Raw genomic sequence first — 17,922 nt, 5'->3', positions numbered from 1 at the left:
AAAAGCTGAAAAAACACAACACACCCAAATGTTTCAAAACAATATAGAATACGCGAAACAGCAAGATGCCGAAAATGCTTTGGCTTCTTTTAGAAATAAATTCCACATTCCAAAAAACGCCAAGGGCGAGAAACTAATCTATCTCTGCGGAAATTCCCTTGGTTTACAGCCAAAAATCACTTCCGAATATATAAAAGAAGAATTGACGGATTGGGCAAATCTCGGCGTTGAAGGCCACGTGGAAGGCAAGCATCCGTGGCTTCCGTACCACGAATTTCTTACGGAAAACATGGCAAAAATCGTTGGCGCAAAACCTTCAGAAGTTGTTGTGATGAATACGTTGACGACAAATCTTCACTTAATGATGGTTTCCTTTTTTCAACCCACAAAAACGAAATATAAAATTGTGGTTGAAAGCGATGCTTTTCCAAGCGATAAATATGCCGTTGAAAGCCAATTAAAATTCCACGGAATTGATCCAAAAGATGGCTTGATTCTTTGGAAACCCAGAAAAGGCGAAGAACTTTGCCGTTTTGAGGATTTGGAAGAAATTATGAAAACCCACGGCAACGAAATCGCTTTGTTGATGATTGGCAGCACCAATTATTACACCGGGCAATCCTTTCCGCTGAAGAAAATTACTGAATTAGGCCATAAATACAACTGTATGGTTGGTTTCGATTTGGCGCACGGCGCAGGAAATATTCAGCCAAATCTGCACGAAACTGGAGCCGATTTTGCCGTTTGGTGTACCTATAAATATTTAAACAGCGGCCCGGGAAGTCTTGGCGGATGTTTTGTTCACGAACGCCACGCAAACAATGAAAACCTAAACCGTTTTGCGGGTTGGTGGGGTCACAACAAAAAAACGCGTTTCAATATGCGCCACGAATTTGACGCCTTGCCCGGCGCAGAAGGTTGGCAACTTAGCAATCCGCCAATTTTATCGATGGCGGCCATTCGTGCGTCTTTGGACACTTTTGCGGAAGCAGGTTTTGAAAACCTTCGGAAGAAATCTGAAAAACTCACGGGCTATTTGGAGTTTTTGTTGGACGAAATGAAAAATGATGCAATCAACGTAATCACGCCGAGAAATCCCGAAGAACGTGGCTGCCAACTTTCAATTCAAGTGAAAAATGCCGATAAAAATTTACACACAAAATTGACCGAAGCTGGAGTAATTAGTGATTGGCGCGAGCCCGACGTAATCCGCGTTGCCCCTGCCCCGCTCTATAATAGTTTTGAGGATGTGTTTAGATTTTCAGAAAAATTGAAAGAAGTTTTAAAATAACTAAGTGTTCCTTCCCCTTTTTCAGGGGAAGGTGGATTTAAAATCGCCAAAAGCGATTTTAAAGACGGAAGGGGTAAAAAACCTGACAGGTCTGAAATAAAAAATAAATAATGAACAATATATTAATCATCGGCGCTGGTCTCTGTGGAAGCTTACTCGCTTTGCGAATGGCACAGCGCGGGTTTCAAGTAACCTTGGTTGAAAAACGTCCCGATTTGCGCAAAGTAACCCAAGATGCCGGACGTTCCATAAACTTAGCTTTGAGTGATCGTGGGTTACGTGGTTTGCGTCTTGCAGGTGTTGAGGAAGAAGCCAAAAAACTCTGCATCCCAATGAACGGCCGGATGATTCACGACAAAGCGGGAAATACTTTTTTGAGTCCTTATAGCGGCAGAAAGGATGAATACATCAACTCCATTTCACGTCCCGGATTGAATATGCTTTTATTGGATGAAGCTGAAAAAATGCCTAACGTCAATATAATTTTCAACCACGCTTGCGAAGAAGTTGATTTGGAAAATGCTTCGGCTACTTTTAGGGATTTCAATTCAAAAAAAGAAACCACCATTACTGCAGATGTAATTTTCGGCACCGATGGCGCAGGCTCGGCGGTTCGCAAAAGTATGTTTGAGAGTCACAAGTTTCTTTTTAGTTTTTCGCAGCAATGGCTCAGCCACGGTTACAAAGAACTTGAAATTCCAGCTGCCGAAAATAACGGATATAGAACCTATAAAAACGCTTTGCATATTTGGCCGCGCGGTGAGGATATGCTGATTGCCCTGCCAAATCTGGATGGAAGTTTTACCGTTACGTTATTTCTGCCGTATGAAAACAGCGATTACTGTTTCGCAAATTTGACTACGCCAGAAATGGTGCACGAATATTTCAACAAAGAATTTCCCGATGTGGTGGAAATGATTCCAAACCTTGCCGAGGAATTTTTCGGAAACCCAACTGGGCCTTTAGGAACTGTAAAATGTTCCCCTTGGAATAGTTTCGGAAAAGTGCTTTTAATGGGCGATGCCGCACACGCAATCGTTCCTTTTTACGGACAGGGAATGAACGCATCCTTTGAAGACGTGGTGGTTTTGGATGAAATTCTTGAGAAATATGTCCCCTCCCGACCTCCCCAAAGGGAAGGAGTTGATTGGGATACTATTTTTAGAGAATACGAAACGCTTCGGAAAAAAGATACAGACGCAATTGCAGATTTGGCTGTCGATAATTTCCACGAAATGAAAGAGCACACCGCAATGGAAATTTTCCAAAGGAAAAGAAAGCTGGAAACTGCTTTTGAAGCAGAATTTCCCGAGGAATATTACAGCAAATATTCTTTGGTTACCTTTAAGGAATCAATTACCTACTCCGAAGCATTAAAACGCGGAAGGGCTCAGGATAAAGCAATTTTGAACCTTTTAGATGATGGAAAACTCACAGAAGAAATGTCTTTAAAAGAAAAACTGGAACTGGTAAAAAAAGAAACCGAAGCCATTCTTCACGATGATGAAGTGGCTTTTGGGTAAAACATAAATTATGAGCAACAAAAGCAGATTGGTAGAAGGAAAAGCAACGCCACGTGGCGCATATCCACACGTAAAACGCGTGGGCGATTTTATATTTATTAGCGGAACAAGTTCGCGTTTACCCGACAATACTTTTGCCGGGGTTCATAAAATTGATGAAATGGGCACGATGCATTTCGACATAAAAGAGCAAACCCGCGCCGTACTTGAAAACATAAAAGATTATTTAGCCACCGAAGGCGCAACAATGGCAGATGTTGTGGACGTAACAAGTTTTTTGGTAAATATGAATGACTTTGCAGGTTACAATCAGGTTTACGCTGAGTATTTTAATAAAGAAACGGGACCAACGCGCACTACCGTTGCGGTGCATCAATTGCCGCATCCTTATTTGGTGGTGGAGATTAAGGCGATGGCTTATTCTCCAGTTAAGAGTTAAGAGTGCAGAGTTATGAATGATAAAGAATTAAATATTAAATCTTCAACAATTGAAAAAGGTCTGGATTTGGCAAAGGACTTTTTAGGAAAATTGATATTTCCCGCCGTTGAGGAAGTTGGGCTATTGATGGGCGACAATATTAAAGTTTGGCGATTTAAAAATCAAATTCGTCTGTTAAATAATGTTGAAAATTATGTAAAAGAAAAAAATATTTCCACAAAAAAAGTTCCTTTAAAAATCCTTTTACCATTACTTGAAAATGCATCTTTGGAAGAAGATGAAAATATTATTGAATTATGGGGAAACCTACTTTCAAATTATATAGATTCTTCAAAATCATTCAAGTCTGCTGTATTTCCTAAAATATTAGCTGAGATTAACACTATTGAAGCAACGTTTTTAAAAAATCATAAAACAATTTTTGACGCAGTATATAAAGAGAAAAGGGTTTGCGAATATATCGAAATGCAAACTTCAAAATATAAAATTTCTAAAGCAGAAATTTCAAATTTAATGAGACTCGGCTTGATTGAAGAAGTTAAAACCTATTATTCTATAAATGATGTATCTGGTGATTTTCCTGGTTCTGTTGAAGAAGGTGAAATTTATTTATCAATTACCGGTTTAGGAGAAGAATTTCTTGAAGCATGTAATTTGTAAAAAAATGCAAAAAATTCTAAACTACATAAACGGCGAATACGTTGAACCAATTTCCAAAAAATGGTTGGATAACTACAATCCTTCAAATGGCGAAGTGTATTCGCAGATAGCAAATTCAAATGCGGAAGATATTGAAAACGCATATCAAGCCGCAAAAGTAGCTTTCCCAAAATGGAGCAACACAACCATTGACGAACGCAGCAGAATTCTTCTAAAAATTGCAGATTTAATTGACGAAAAATTAGTTGAATTGGCGGAAGCCGAGGCAAAGGATAACGGGAAACCATTGAGTTTGGCTTTGGCAGTTGATATTCCCAGAGCCTCTGCAAACTTTCGATTTTTTGGAAATGCAATCACCCAATTTTCAAGTGAAGCCCACGAGAGTGTAGGGTTAAATACGATGAATTTTACTTTGCGCCAGCCGCTTGGCGTTGTGGGCTGTATTTCGCCGTGGAACCTTCCGTTGTATTTATTTACGTGGAAAATCGCACCCGCAATCGCAGCAGGAAATACGGTAGTCGCAAAGCCCAGCGAGGTAACGCCTATGACGGCTTTTCTTTTAGGTGAAATTTGCTCCGAAGCTGGTTTGCCGAAAGGAGTTTTAAATATCGTTCACGGCACGGGACCTTCCGCCGGACAAGCAATTGTGGAACATAAAAATATTAAAGCAATTTCCTTTACCGGCGGAACCAAAACCGGCGAACACATTGCCCGAACCGCCGCACCGATGTTCAAAAAACTTTCTTTGGAACTCGGTGGAAAAAACCCAAACCTCATCTTTGCCGATTGCAATTATGAAAAAATGCTGGAAGTAACAGTGCGTTCCTCCTTCGCAAACCAAGGCCAAATTTGCCTTTGCGGCAGCAGGATTTTTGTTGAAAAACCGATTTACAAAAAATTCAAAAAAGATTTTGTTGAAAAAGTAAAGCAACTCAAAATAGGAAATCCTTTTGATGCCGAAACAAATATTGGCGCCTTGGTTTCAAAATCACATTTGGAAAAAGTGGAATCATACATTAAAATCGCAGAAAAAGAAGGAGGAAAAATACTTTTTGGCGGAAATCGGGTAACGGTAAAAGATTTCGAAAACGGATATTATTTAGAACCAACAATCATTGAAGTTTCTGACGATCAATGCCGCGTAAACCAAGAAGAAATCTTCGGCCCCGTGGTTACAATTATGCCTTTTGAAACTGAGGAAGAAGCTTTACAAATGGCAAATTCCGTGAAATATGGCTTGTCATCAACACTTTGGACTTCAGATTTAAACCGGACGATGCGTATTTCAAAAAAAATTGAAGCTGGAATTGTTTGGGTAAATACGTGGTTAAACCGTGATTTAAGAACGCCGTTCGGCGGAATGAAAGATAGCGGCGTAGGCCGCGAAGGCGGATTTGAAGCGCTTCGATTTTTTACGGAGGCGAAGAATGTGTGTATTAGGTATGAGGGTTGAGAGAATTGAAAATTGAGAATTGAACATTGAAAATTGAATATTGATTATGAATTTAGATTTAACAGATAAAAACGCATTAGTCTGCGGAAGTACCGCTGGCATTGGAAAAGCAACCGCTATTCAATTGGCAAAACTTGGAGCAACCGTAACTTTGGTTGCTCGCGATGAAGCAAAATTAAAAGAAACATTAATAGAACTTCCTTTTGAAAAAGGCCAAAAGCACAACTATTTTGTAGCAGATTTTACGAACCCGCAACAATTGAAAGACAAAGTGGAAGTTGCTGTTTCCAACAAAATATTTCACATTTTAGTGAATAATACGGGTGGTCCAAAAGGCGGTCCAATTTTTTCCGCAAGAACTGACGAATTTGAAAAAGCCTTTTCAATGCACGTGGTTTGTAACCAGATTTTGGCCCAAGCTCTGGTTCCGGGAATGAAGGAGGCCGATTATGGAAGGATTATCAATATAATTTCCACTTCTGTAAAACAACCTATTGATGGGCTGGGCGTGAGTAATACAATTCGCGGTGCCGTTGCTAGTTGGAGTAAAACTTTGGCGAATGAGTTGGGACAATTCGGGATAACGGTGAACAATGTTTTGCCAGGTTTTACAGCTACAGACAGATTGGATGACATTGTTGGAAATGCTGCAAAACGCATGAATAAAACCGAAAAAGAAGCCAGCGAGTTTATGAAAAGTCTTGTTCCCGCAAGACGTTTTGCACAACCAGGTGAAATTGCAAATGCCGTGGCTTTCCTCGCCAGTGAAGCCGCCAGCTACATCAACGGAATAAACCTACCCGTAGATGGTGGACGCACTAAAAGTTTGTAACTTTAGCATTCCTTAAATTTTCTTATGAGACGAAAACTCCGCATTAACGGCCATTCACATCTGCTTCCTTATCCCGAGGAAATTCCGCAGTTTATGCAAGATAAAGGCATTTTTTGGGTTGATAAAGACCGAAAATTCATGCTTCAAAAAGATTGGAGCCGTCCGGTTACCGATTCCAGTTTCTTTTTAAATGAAAAACTGGAATGGATGGAGCGTTTCAAAATAGATCACGCCGTTGTTTTGAACCTTTCCCAACTCTACGGAAACGGTTTACGTGTGGAAGAAATGAAGCAGGCATTGCGTTTTCAGAATGATTTCAACGCAAAAATTCAACATAACCATCCTTCAAAATTTACCTGCGGTTTTGTGGTACATCCCGGTTTTGTTCGTGGCGCACTTTGGGAAATTGAACGTTGTGTGGAAACTTTAGGGCTTCAGCTTTTGTGTTTGCCCACGCATTATATGGACACCATTGGAACTTGGCGTTGCATTTTTGATGAAGAGAATGAGCCTATTTTTGAACTTGCTTCGAAATATAATTTAGCAGTAGAAATTCATCCGTACGATGGTGAAAAATTCATAAAACTTGAAAATACTTCTTGGCGCTTTCACCTTATTTGGATGCTTGCACAATGCGCCGATGCTTATCATTTCTTGACTTTAAATGGTTATGCCGATAAATATCCGGGAATGCGAACTTGTTTTGCGCACGGCGGACAGTTGGCGCAAATTAATTTAGGAAGAAGAATACAAGGTTTTGATGGCCGCCCCGATCTTTTTAAAGGAAAAACGCATCCACGGAAATCTGTTGGACACAAAAATATTTTCTTCGATACACTACTGCACGATACAGGAGGTTTGGAATTATTGGTGAAAAATCAAGGCTACAAACAAGTGCTTATGGGCTTGGATGATCCATATCCATTGGGAGAAATGGAAAGCGCTGTGCAATCTTCCTATCCTGGAAAAATTCTGGATTTGGCGGTTGACCGTCACATATTGACTCCTGGACAATGCGATGCCATTTGGGATGAAAATGTAATTCAATGGCTTTGTGGTGATGACGAAAAAGCAAAAGAAAAATTGGTAAACAGAATTCTCGGCGAATGACCGAAGTAGCTAAATTCTATATCCTTTCACACATTTGTATCGCCTTTCTTGGCGGAGTTTTGCTGCTCGCGCTTTGGTTCAACATCCGCAACCGATTTAGCCAACTTTTAGAGGAGGACGATTCGCAAAAAAGGGTTGACAAAGGTTTGCTTTATTTAAGTTGCGCAATGTTTGTTTGGGTGCTTTCCGGCTGCTGGATTTATGGCGGAACCGTTTTCAACTATACACAAACCCAGGGTTATAATATTGCCGTAAACCTTTTTTCTATCGTCAACAATATGTTTTTATTGCTCGCGCTTTTTTACTTTTATTATGCGCCTGGTTTTATTTACCACAACAAAAAAAACATCAAAAAAATTATTGAGGTTATTATTTTAACCTCAATCCTCACCTTTATTTTGCCTTTTGTTTTGGGCGAAAATAATATTGTAAAAAACATACGAATTAGCGGAATTCCAGATTTGTTACTTTCAGCTTTTCTGTGTTATTTATTGGGAGTTTCGTTCTATAGAACCTTTGCTTATAGAGGTTTGAAAGTGATTGGCGTCATTTCAATTTTGGTGATAGTTTTGATTTTCGTTTCCCAGATTTCTGAAGTTTTCCTAACCTTCGGAAATGATTTCAGTAATAATTTTATCAAAATCATTGCAAAGACTTCCTTAATTTCCATCTTTTTGGTTTTGGCGACAACTTGGGTAATTCGGCTTGCAAGCACACCAAAACCGAATGAAATTACAATCCATTTTTTGGATTGGAGTTTGGTGAAATTGAACATTCCAACAAAAAGCATTTACGACCAAACCATCGATTTTGGTTCAAAAACGACTCAATATAAAAATCTTCTGAAATTTGCTATTAGAAGAAAATTTGCTGAAGGTGATTCGCAAACCATTCCCGTAAATCTCGGCGGTGAAATAAAAAACCAAACTTATCTAACCCGAATTATCGAAAACATCAACGATATTCTTCAATTGGACGATTCGCAAAAATTGGATCGTCGCGATCTTTTCACCTTTATTGGTGAAAGCAAATATCGTTTGCGAATTGTTCCGAATAACATTTCAATCGACAAAAGATTGCTTGAGGAATTCTCCGAAAGCGCCGAAAACAAAGACTATAAAGCGTTTTTGTAACTCATTGTTACCGTATTCACAATTAATCACATTCCACTATTTTTTGGTATAATTTGAAACCGCGAACCTTTCCGTTTACAATCCGTTCTACATTCGTCCAAACTTAAATTTTCAGTTATGGGCAATGTAATCTCCGAAACAGAACAACCACAACTTTTCGGCCATCCAAAAGGTCTTCTTTATCTATTTTTTGCAGAACTGTGGGAACGGTTTTCCTTTTACGGAATGCGCGCTTTGCTCGTTCTTTATATGACAAAACATTTGTTGTATGATGACGATATGGCTTTTGGCGTTTACGCCGCTTATATGTCTTTGGTCTATGTAACGCCTATGATTGGCGGGATTTTGGCCGATAAAATTTTGGGTTACCGAAAAGCAATTATCCTCGGTGGGATCTTGATGATTTTTGGACACTTTTTTCTTTCCATTGAAATGCCCATTTTCTTTTATGGTTCCCTCGGATTGATTATTGTTGGGAATGGTTTTTTCAAACCGAATATTTCCTCATTTGTAGGCGAATTATACGCTCAAGGCGATACGCGTCGCGATTCGGGGTTTACCATTTTCTACCTCGGAATAAATTTGGGCGCAGCAATTGCGCCACTTTTATGCGCTTGGTTCGCCATTGCATACGGCTGGCATTACGGCTTTGTTTTGGCGGGAATTGGGATGGTTACCGGACTGTTGGTCTTTAGAACTGGCTTAAAAAATAATGTGTTTGGAAATAAAGGTTTTGTGCCCAATCAAGAGGTTTACGACAAAAAATCATTTGGCTTAAATCGAGGGAAATTGATTGTTTTGGCTTCAATCGTTTCTGTTGGAATTTTTGCAACCCTTGTACGCTTTAATGAATTTGAGGGTTATTTAGTGTGGATTGTTTCTGCATTTTTGGTTTTTTATATCGGTTATATTATTTCCACAGTCAGTTCAAAAGAAAAGAAACGATTATTGGTGGCGGTTTACTTTACGGTTTTATATACTTTGTTCGCCGCAATTTTTGAGCAAGCCGGTAGTTCGTTGACGCTTTTTGCAGATAGAAATGTGAATTTGGTGGGAATGGACGCCGCCGGAACCAACAGTATTAATGCGGGCTTTATAATTCTTTTCGCCATTCCGTTTTCAATGCTTTGGACTTTTTTAAGCCAAAGAAAAATAAATCCTAATTCTGCCGTAAAGTTCGGGCTCGGATTATTATTTCTCGGTCTCGGTTTTATCGTTTTTGCACTTTCTGCACACAGTGTTGATGATTTTGCGAGAACCTCGATGAGTTATTTGGTAATCGGCTATATGGTTTTGACCGTTGGAGAATTGTTTCTCTCTCCTATCGGTCTTTCTAAAATGACGGAACTTTCGCCCATAAAATACGTAGCTTTCATTATGGGCGTTTGGTTTTCCGCAAATTTTTACGGACACTTTTTCGCAGGAAAAATTGCGAAACTCACCACAGTTTCTGATGGAAATTCAAACGTTTTTTCGGAAGGATTCTTCGGAAATATCACGGAATACATTACCGGATTATCGCCGCAGATAGCTTCGGGGCAAAGCGATGCGTTTCAGCAGTTGTTTTCCTATGTTTCGGTATATGCAAGTTTTGGGGTGATTAGCGTAGTTGTTGGTATATTTGCAATACTTATTTCGCCAATTGTCAAAAAAATGATGGGCGGCATTCACTAAAAATTTCAAAATGGATTTTCTTCCCGAAAAAATAAACGATTACGTTGAAAAACATTCACAACCCGAACCGGAATTGCTTCAAAAACTGAATCGCGAAACCTGGCAAAAACAGTTGCAACCACGTATGCTGAGCGGACATTTGCAGGGTCGTGTATTGAGTATGCTTTCAAAATTGATTCGACCCAAAAATATTTTGGAAATTGGAACCTATACAGGGTATTCGGCATTGTGTTTGGCGGAAGGAATACAGGAAAATGGGGAGCTTCACACAATAGACATCAATGAAGAACTCTTCGATTTCCAACGAAAATATTTTGATGAATCTCCTTTCGGGAAACAGATTTTTCAGCATTTGGGAAATGCTTTGGAAATTATTCCGAAGCTCGAAAAAAGCTTCGATTTGGTTTTTATTGATGCCGATAAAAACAACTATCCAAATTATCTTGAAATCATTCTTCCGAAGTTGAAAAAAGGCTCAATTATTTTAAGTGACAACGTGCTTTGGAGTGGAAAAGTTGTTGAGGAATTGAAAGAAGATGATGAAGACACGAAGGCGCTTCTTCAGTATAATAAATTGCTAAACGAACATCCAAAACTGGAAACAGTGATTTTGCCCATTCGCGACGGACTTACTATTTCACGTGTTATTTAATGACTCTCCGCGCTCAAGTATTTTTCTGCAAAGAAAGAAAAAGAAAAAAGCAAAAATTGTTCCAACCAAAGCTCCCACAAAAATATCACTCGGATAGTGCACACCTACATAAATACGGCTCAATACAAAAATTAGCGGCCAAATGTATGCGAGATAAATCCATTTTGTGAATTTTCGCAATACCAAAACCATAAAGGTAGTTATTGAAAAACTTGAAGATGCGTGGCCAGAAAAGAAACTATAGGTTGTTGGTTTTTGAAGGATACGGATCAATTCAGTAAAGGCTTCCACATTGTTGGGTCGCAAACGGCCTACGTAATCTTTCACTACAGAGGTGAATAAAAAAGTAATCGCAAATGTCAACAAAGCAACCAGAAAAACAACAACTGCTTTTTTTCCTTTGTAATAATAAAAAATTAGAAGTGTAAAAAGAATGAAAAGTGGTGTCCAACTTTCAATTTTTGTAACGTAGATCCAAAAACCATCAAAACGTTCTATTCCTAAATTGTTGAGGTAAACAAAAATATCCCTATCCCATTGTTTTAGGGTTTCCAGCATTTAGAATTTTCTTTTTATAGGTCCAGTAACCTCATCCACATCTTCCTTCACTTGGTCAATCTGCTTTTGAACGTCTTTTGTGATATCTATATCAATTCCTTGTTTTTCGGCACCTTTGGTTATTTCAGATTTAATGTCGTTTGTGGCATCTTTAATCTGCCGCATCGCTTTCCCCAGTCCGCGTGCAATCTCTGGCACTTTATCTGCGCCAAAAACCAAGAGGACGATAAAGAGGATAAAACCTATTTCGGCACCGCTGATGAAAAGAAAAATTGCATTTGAAATCATGGTGCAAATATAGTAACGAGTTATGAGTTTTGGGTTATGAGTTATGAGTTTTTCTGAAATCCAATTTTAAAAAAAGAGCCCTTCCTCAATAAAATTTGAAGAAGGGCTCTTTGAAATAATTTTAAATTAATCTGGATTCGTTTTGTTTTTGAATTTATCAAAAGCACCCAATTTTTTTCGTTTTGGCCAACTGTTGTTCGAAGTATCAATATCTGCAGTTTCTTCATCGGGATCAACTTCAATTTTGGTGATTTCTTTTTCTGAAGCAACAACTTTGCCTACGGCTTCGTCATTTTTTCGCCATATTTCAGCAGGATAGGTTACTTTTTTTGAGCTTCCGTCGCTGTAGGTATATTGCACAATAATAGGCATTGGAATGCCTCCCGGTTTTTCAAAAGTTACTTTGTAGAAATAATTTGGCTGCTTCAATTTAGATCTTTCTTCCGCTGGAATATTTTCCATAATATATTCATTCAACGTTTTAACATCTCCCAATTTTTCATTGCGCATGCTTTCATCAAAATCTTCACTGTCCTCTTCCACCATATAAACCAAAGGAGGTAAATCACTTTCAGAAATGCCACGTGCAGCAATCATTTCTTTTACTTCTTTGTTCATTTTTGAAGTAACATAGAATTTTTTAACATCTTTCACGCCAATATCAACATAATCGGTAGTGTAGAACCACTCTCTCCAATACCAATCCAAATCTACTGCAGAAGCATCTTCCATCGTTCTGAAAAAATCCTCTGGAGTTGGGTGCTTAAACATCCAGCGGTTCGCATAGGTTTTAAAGGCGAAGTCAAAAAGTTCACGACCCATAATGGTTTCACGAAGAATATTTAATGCCGTTGCGGGTTTTGCATAGGCATTGGCTCCAAAGTTATAGGTATTTAAACCTTTGGTCATAATAGGGGCCAATTGGCTTTGATCACCCGCCATATAATCAACTATACTTTTTGCAGGACCACGACGTGATGGATATTTTTTATTGGGTGCAATGGCCTCTGGATATTCTTCAGCAAAATCTTGCTCGGCCACATATTGCGTAAACGTGTTTAAACCTTCATCCATCCAAGTCCATTGGCGTTCGTCACTGTTTACTATCATCGGGAAATAGTTATGACCCACTTCATGGATTATCACACTTATCATCCCAAATTTAGAGCGCTCGCTGATGCTTCCATCCTTGTCGGGACGTCCGTGGTTCCAGCATATCATTGGATATTCCATTCCTTGGTTTTTTGCACTTACTGAAATTGCCTTGGAGTATGGATAATCAAAAGTCATTCGCGAATAGGTTTTTAAAGTGCTTGCAACTGCTCTTGTGGACCAATCTTCCCAAAGCGGATTTGATTCTGGTGGATACAATGAAACTGCCATTACAGAGCCACTGCCCATTTTCACGGCCATCATATCCCAAATATATTTTCGGGAAGTTGCGAAGGCATAATCCCGCACATTTTCCGCTTTAAATTTCCAAGTTCTATTTGTTGTTGAAAAGTTTTTTGAAGCTGCCTCTGCTTCAGCTTGAGTTACAATCAAAACTGGTTTATCAAAAGATTTTTGAGCAGCTTCATAACGGTTCATCATTTCTTTGGTGAAAATTTCCTTTCTATTTTGAAGTTCACCTGTTGCATCCATAATATGATCTGAAGGAACGGTAATATTCACTTCAAAATTTCCAAAGGGAAGTGCAAACTCGTCTCTTCCCCAAAATTGGCTGTTCTGCCATCCTTCCACATCATTATAGACAGCCATTCGCGGATAGAATTGCGCGATGACGTAACCGCGATTGCCATCTTCAAAAGTTTCGTAACCGCTGCGGGCGCGATCCACAACGTGATCATTAATGTTGTACCACCATTTTATGGAAAAGACAAATTTTTCTCCCGGCATTAAATTTTTCGGCATATCTACACGCATCATGGTTTGGTTGATGGTGTATTTAAGGGGGCTACCTTTAGCATCTATTACTTCCAAAATATTGAAACCACCATCAAAACCACCGTCCATATAATTTTGAACAAAGTTTCCAGCCATATCTGCAGGAGCTGTATCAGAAGACTCTATCAATGGCGATTTTGAATCCTTAGCTCTTTTGTTTTGATCTAGCTGCACCCAAAGATATTCCAGTATATCAGGTGAATTATTGGAGTAGGTAATAGTTTCAAAACCCGAAATCTTTTTGTTTTTATCGTCCAATAAAATATCCATTTTATAGTCCGCTTGCTGTTGGTAATAGCTTGGCCCAGGCGCGCCACTTGCTGTACGGAACATATTTGGTGTTGAAAACTCTTCGTATAGCTGTTTAAAACGGTTGGTGTTGTAATGACCGGGTTCGCGTTTTGTAGTTTCGGTTTCATCTTGTGCTGAAACTGCCGCTGATACTAGGAATAGCGCGGTAAGGAAAAGGGAGTTAAGTAATCGCATAATAATTGTGACTTTTTACAAGTAATTTATTGGGTTGGCAATGTATTAATTAAATTTCAATTTGCCACTGGGTTCATCTTTATCAAGAATCAAACTTCGGCGACTTTCTGGGGTTTTTAGGTGAATTATATTCTGCTGTTCGGGAAACATTTCCATCAATACTTTGTTTTCAATTTCAATGGTTTTTAGCTCCTTTACGTCTTTCACCTCAATATAGGCCACAAGCATATCTGTATCATATTCCTTACCTATATAATCCAACTTTACAGGTTTCCCGTTTACGCTGATGTTTATTTTTTGAAGTAAGTATTTCTTCAAATCTTCATCAGCTGCCTCTGTTTCTTTTTTTGTGTCTAAGGAAATTGAAGCATCATACCTTTGTTTAAGCACATCTTCAATATCATCAGTAAAAATTTTGGTGATTATTTGAAGTGAACTTTTCTCCTTTACGTATTCAATTTTGGTAATGCTCACATAAAATTTATGTGCAGAAGTAGCCGAAACCAATGGAAATACTAATAATAAAAGAAGAATTCTAAAATATTTCATATTAAAAAAAGGATGCTAATGGAACATTAGACGCTTTAAGTTTAGGGATGTTACAAATTGCTATTCTTTATTTTCTTCGGAAATACGTTTGGTATAAATCTTTGCTTTTTCTTCCAAAATAAGCAATACGCTTCCGTAATGCTCATTTTTAAATTCGCTTTCTATGGAAGTTGTTTCGGTACTAAAAAGCAGGAAATCATACACCCTATTTTCAGGAATACCAAAGGTTGTAGTAAAAAACGAAAGCGTGTAATAATTTAGCATTTTTGCCACGGCGTTGTTTTCATATTCCCACTTTCTTCGGGTTTTTAAATCCTTGTAATAACCCGAAATATGTTTGTACAATGCTTCCAAATTGACACTCAATGGGGTCACGGCAAAATACAAGGGCACAATTTTCTCCTTTGGTTCTCCTTTAAACCCGGGAATACCAACATCATCAAAATTAATGGGTTTTTCGGTTTTTATCTTTTTAAGATCTGCCCCAATATTGCCGGAAAGATTTGGTTTTAAAAATACTTCGTCCAGCTCATTTACTAGTTCGGAGAGCTTAACTGTGATGATTCCTTTTTCAAAAATGGCTTCGGTTACCACTAGTTTTTCCGGCATATATTTTATGGAGGAAAAAAGAAGGGTATCCCGCAGCTTTACATTTATGGAAAAGTGACCATTTTCATCAGTAATTGTATTGAAGCGTGAAGCAAGATTCAGCACGTGGATGCCTTCAATATCGGCTTCGTTTGTTATTTTTCCCTGTAATGACTTTTGCTGAGCGGAAAGCTGAAGCACTCCATAACAACAAATGAGCAAACTATAAAAAACTTTTTTACTCACTGCGTTCTTTGTATTCCTTGCTTTTTTTGAAAAGAAACTCCATCAACTGCATTTCGTTTTGGGGTTTTAATAAATCTTGATCGAGACCGTTTTCTTGGGCATAGAAAAGAAAATCTACTGCTTTATCCTCAGGAATATCAAAATTTGCCGCAATAAAATCTTTGCTAAAACGCTGCTGAATATTATTGCTCACTAAGCTTTGTTTTTCCTGTTTTTCAACTATTGATATCTTCTCACCCTTCGGAAAAAGCAATTGGGCCACGCCTCCAAGCAGTGCCAAAACATTTGCGCCGTTTTTTAGTGAATTACCATGAAGGGCTTCCTCTGCCGCGTTGCCTGATATTTGAGTTTTAGCATCAGGCTCTAGATCATCGCCATATTTCAAATTGTAAAAAGAAAGTTTTAAATCCTTTGTTCCGGTATAAGTTGGTATTTTTTTCACATCTGCATTGATGTTTCCCGTAAGGTCATAAGGCCTAACCACGACTTCCTCTAACTGGTTAACAGCAGGGTTCAGGAAAATATTCATCATTTTGCGCTCCACAATACCTTTGTCCACAATAACGGTAAATGATTGGTATTGCAAGGCAGTTATTTGTAAACGGTCATTTTCGGTTATTGAAATTTCAAAAGCACCATCGGCGTCGGTAATGGTTCCTTTTTGGGATGAAATGTTATAAACGGAAATACCTTCGGCATCCTCGCCTTGGGGCACATGGATTTTTCCGGAAACTTTGGTGCGGTCAATATCCTGCGCAAAAAGTGCGGGAGCAGCAGCGATAAATAATAAGAGAAGTAGTCTTTTTGTCATTCACTAAAAATACGGATTTGTTTTGTTAGGGAAAAGGTAAAGTTTTGGAGGATGGGTGTTAAAGTTAGATATAGGGTATTGTAACTATTTTAGTTAAGAAGTTGGATTTTACCCTACTCGTCTTAGCTTTTCAGCTATACTTGTAGGTAATTTAGCTACCTATGTAAGTAAATTGGTTACAGTTGATAGTAAATCAGTTACCGCTGTAAGTATTTTAGTTACAGCGGTAAGTAATCCAGTTACATATTTAGGTCTTATCAATGAAAACATAAAATTTTGAAAGGTGGATGTTAAAACTACTCTTTAATAATCTTAATTGTAAAGGTGTTACTTTGTGTTTGCAACTTTAAAAAATAAATACCGTTTGAAATATTGGTAAAATCCACGGTGGCCTTTTCACCATTTTCCTGAAACACTTGTCTTCCCAGCGCATCATATAAACCCGTACTTTCTATTTGAATATTACTTTTTGGAACAATGTTTAAAACATCTTTTACAGGATTGGGGTATACGGAAAAACTTTCTGCAAAACTTTCTTGGACTCCTAATATGGTCAGGTTTTTGTACCAGGCTATTTTATTGTCCATTATTGAAGCTGAAATTACATCCAGATCCGTATCTCCATCCAAGTCGGCCGCAAATACCGCTCCTGCGCCCATTACTTCATCTGTAATTATTTGTCTCGTGCCAAAAGTTCCAATACCATCAGTATTTTCACACCAGCCTATAATATCATCACCAGCTGAGGCATAAACTATATCTAAATCTCCATCCTTATCAATATCGGCAGTCTGTATAATACGCACACCTAAAGAAAGAGAGGTGACAACTTTTTCAGTACTAAAACTTCCCAGTCCATCCATATTTTCATACCACGAAATTTTACCATCGCCAAATATGGCGGCAATAACATCATTATCACCATCGCCGTCAAGGTCTGCCGCCCTTACCGCTATCACGCCGTTAGCATCGTTGTTTATGATTTTCTCAGGGCCAAAATTCCCCAGCCCATCCAGATTTTCAAACCAGATTACACGATCGTCAGCTGTGGATGCGGCTAGCACGTCCATATCGCCATCGCCATCAAGGTCTGTCGCATAGACATCGCGGGTGCTCAGGGCACTGTTCGTAAGTATCCGCTGGGGTCCAAAAGTACCGAGGCCATCAATATTTTCGTACCAGGCTATTTTGTTGTCTAAAAATGATGCCGAAAGTACATCCATATCCCCATCAGTGTCCAAATCGGAAGCATATAAACCAATTGCACCATCAGCTTGGGTTGTTATGATATTCTGTACACCGAAAGTACCTGAGCCATCAAGATTTTCAAACCAAACCACTTTGTCTTGAGGGCCTGAAACACCAAGAATATCCATATCATCATCGCCATCAATATCAGCTACTATCGCTGTTGTGGACGATTCTAGATTTGCAGTAATAATTCTTTGGTTACTGAAATTACCTACTCCATCAGTATTTTGATACCATACAATTTTATTTTCTCCTTGAAGCACACTTAAAACATCCATTCGCCCATCGCCATCCAAATCAGATGAATAGACAAATCTTGGATTTCCAGTAACAATTTCTATAATCTGCTGTGGTCCAAACTGACCATAGCAATAAATATTTATAAAAAGGAATAGAAAAGTCAGATATTTCATAGTAAGTTTTTTTCCCAA

General features: G+C 38.6%; 17 protein-coding genes. 10 read left to right on the top strand and 7 right to left on the bottom strand.

All coding sequences use genetic code 11. From position 1 onward, the window contains the following. Positions 1–28 precede the first annotated feature (28 nt). The 10 genes from kynU (at position 29) to Q2U82_RS08770 (ending at position 10,767) form a co-directional block, all read left to right on the top strand. Positions 29–1,291: a kynureninase gene (gene kynU / locus Q2U82_RS08815; protein WP_410004510.1), complete on the top strand. Its 1,263-nt coding sequence runs from the start codon at positions 29–31 to the stop codon at positions 1,289–1,291. A 110-nt stretch (positions 1,292–1,401) separates the two neighbouring features. After that, entirely contained in the window at positions 1,402–2,814 is a 1,413-nt protein-coding gene (locus Q2U82_RS08810; protein WP_410004509.1) for an FAD-dependent oxidoreductase, read from the top strand. 10 nt (positions 2,815–2,824) lie between these two features. Continuing rightward, complete coding sequence (locus Q2U82_RS08805; protein WP_045080712.1) at positions 2,825–3,253, top strand: RidA family protein; 429 nt, start codon at positions 2,825–2,827, stop codon at positions 3,251–3,253. 12 nt (positions 3,254–3,265) lie between these two features. Beyond that, positions 3,266–3,913: an Abi-alpha family protein gene (locus Q2U82_RS08800; protein ID WP_410004508.1), complete on the top strand. Its 648-nt coding sequence runs from the start codon at positions 3,266–3,268 to the stop codon at positions 3,911–3,913. A gap of 4 nt (positions 3,914–3,917) precedes the next feature. Continuing rightward, positions 3,918–5,366, top strand: a complete 1,449-nt coding sequence (locus Q2U82_RS08795) for an aldehyde dehydrogenase (protein WP_410004507.1) — start codon at positions 3,918–3,920, stop codon at positions 5,364–5,366. A gap of 46 nt (positions 5,367–5,412) precedes the next feature. After that, positions 5,413–6,198: an SDR family oxidoreductase gene (locus tag Q2U82_RS08790; protein WP_410004506.1), complete on the top strand. Its 786-nt coding sequence runs from the start codon at positions 5,413–5,415 to the stop codon at positions 6,196–6,198. 24 nt (positions 6,199–6,222) lie between these two features. Next, a complete protein-coding gene (locus Q2U82_RS08785; protein ID WP_410004505.1) occupies positions 6,223–7,308 on the top strand; it encodes an amidohydrolase family protein in 1,086 nt (361 codons plus the stop codon). Further along, positions 7,305–8,441: a hypothetical protein gene (locus Q2U82_RS08780; protein WP_410004504.1), complete on the top strand. Its 1,137-nt coding sequence runs from the start codon at positions 7,305–7,307 to the stop codon at positions 8,439–8,441. The genes Q2U82_RS08785 and Q2U82_RS08780 overlap by 4 nt, the downstream gene beginning before the upstream one ends. A gap of 117 nt (positions 8,442–8,558) precedes the next feature. After that, positions 8,559–10,115 carry a peptide MFS transporter gene (locus Q2U82_RS08775; protein ID WP_410004503.1) on the top strand — a complete coding sequence of 519 codons (1,557 nt, stop codon included), beginning with the start codon at positions 8,559–8,561 and terminating at the stop codon, positions 10,113–10,115. Positions 10,116–10,125: 10 nt separating this feature from the next. After that, positions 10,126–10,767, top strand: a complete 642-nt coding sequence (locus tag Q2U82_RS08770) for an O-methyltransferase (RefSeq protein WP_410004502.1) — start codon at positions 10,126–10,128, stop codon at positions 10,765–10,767. Here Q2U82_RS08770 and Q2U82_RS08765 read toward each other — a convergent pair. From Q2U82_RS08765 to Q2U82_RS08735, 7 genes are all read right to left on the bottom strand, one after another. Beyond that, positions 10,753–11,325, bottom strand: a complete 573-nt coding sequence (locus tag Q2U82_RS08765; RefSeq protein ID WP_410004501.1) for a phosphatase PAP2 family protein — start codon at positions 11,323–11,325, stop codon at positions 10,753–10,755. The genes Q2U82_RS08770 and Q2U82_RS08765 overlap by 15 nt on opposite strands. Next, positions 11,326–11,613, bottom strand: a complete 288-nt coding sequence (locus Q2U82_RS08760) for a twin-arginine translocase TatA/TatE family subunit (RefSeq protein WP_410004500.1) — start codon at positions 11,611–11,613, stop codon at positions 11,326–11,328. 126 nt (positions 11,614–11,739) lie between these two features. Next, a complete protein-coding gene (locus Q2U82_RS08755) occupies positions 11,740–14,046 on the bottom strand; it encodes a M1 family metallopeptidase (RefSeq protein ID WP_410004499.1) in 2,307 nt (768 codons plus the stop codon). 45 nt (positions 14,047–14,091) lie between these two features. Continuing rightward, positions 14,092–14,595, bottom strand: coding sequence for a DUF6702 family protein (locus Q2U82_RS08750; RefSeq protein WP_410004498.1), 504 nt, complete (start codon positions 14,593–14,595; stop codon positions 14,092–14,094). A 60-nt stretch (positions 14,596–14,655) separates the two neighbouring features. Next, positions 14,656–15,429 (bottom strand): hypothetical protein, encoded by a 774-nt coding sequence (locus Q2U82_RS08745; protein WP_410004497.1) that lies wholly within the window; start codon positions 15,427–15,429, stop codon positions 14,656–14,658. Next, a complete protein-coding gene (locus Q2U82_RS08740) occupies positions 15,422–16,240 on the bottom strand; it encodes a carboxypeptidase-like regulatory domain-containing protein (protein ID WP_410004496.1) in 819 nt (272 codons plus the stop codon). The genes Q2U82_RS08745 and Q2U82_RS08740 overlap by 8 nt, the downstream gene beginning before the upstream one ends. 296 nt (positions 16,241–16,536) lie before the next feature. Beyond that, positions 16,537–17,904, bottom strand: coding sequence for a T9SS type A sorting domain-containing protein (locus Q2U82_RS08735; RefSeq protein WP_410004495.1), 1,368 nt, complete (start codon positions 17,902–17,904; stop codon positions 16,537–16,539). Positions 17,905–17,922: the final 18 nt, after the last annotated feature.

Origin of the sequence: Aequorivita nionensis (assembly GCF_046352995.1) — a bacterium.
GTDB lineage: Bacteria > Bacteroidota > Bacteroidia > Flavobacteriales > Flavobacteriaceae > Aequorivita > Aequorivita nionensis.
Note: the sequence above shows the minus strand (reverse complement) of the source record. Positions and strands in the feature narration are given on the sequence as shown.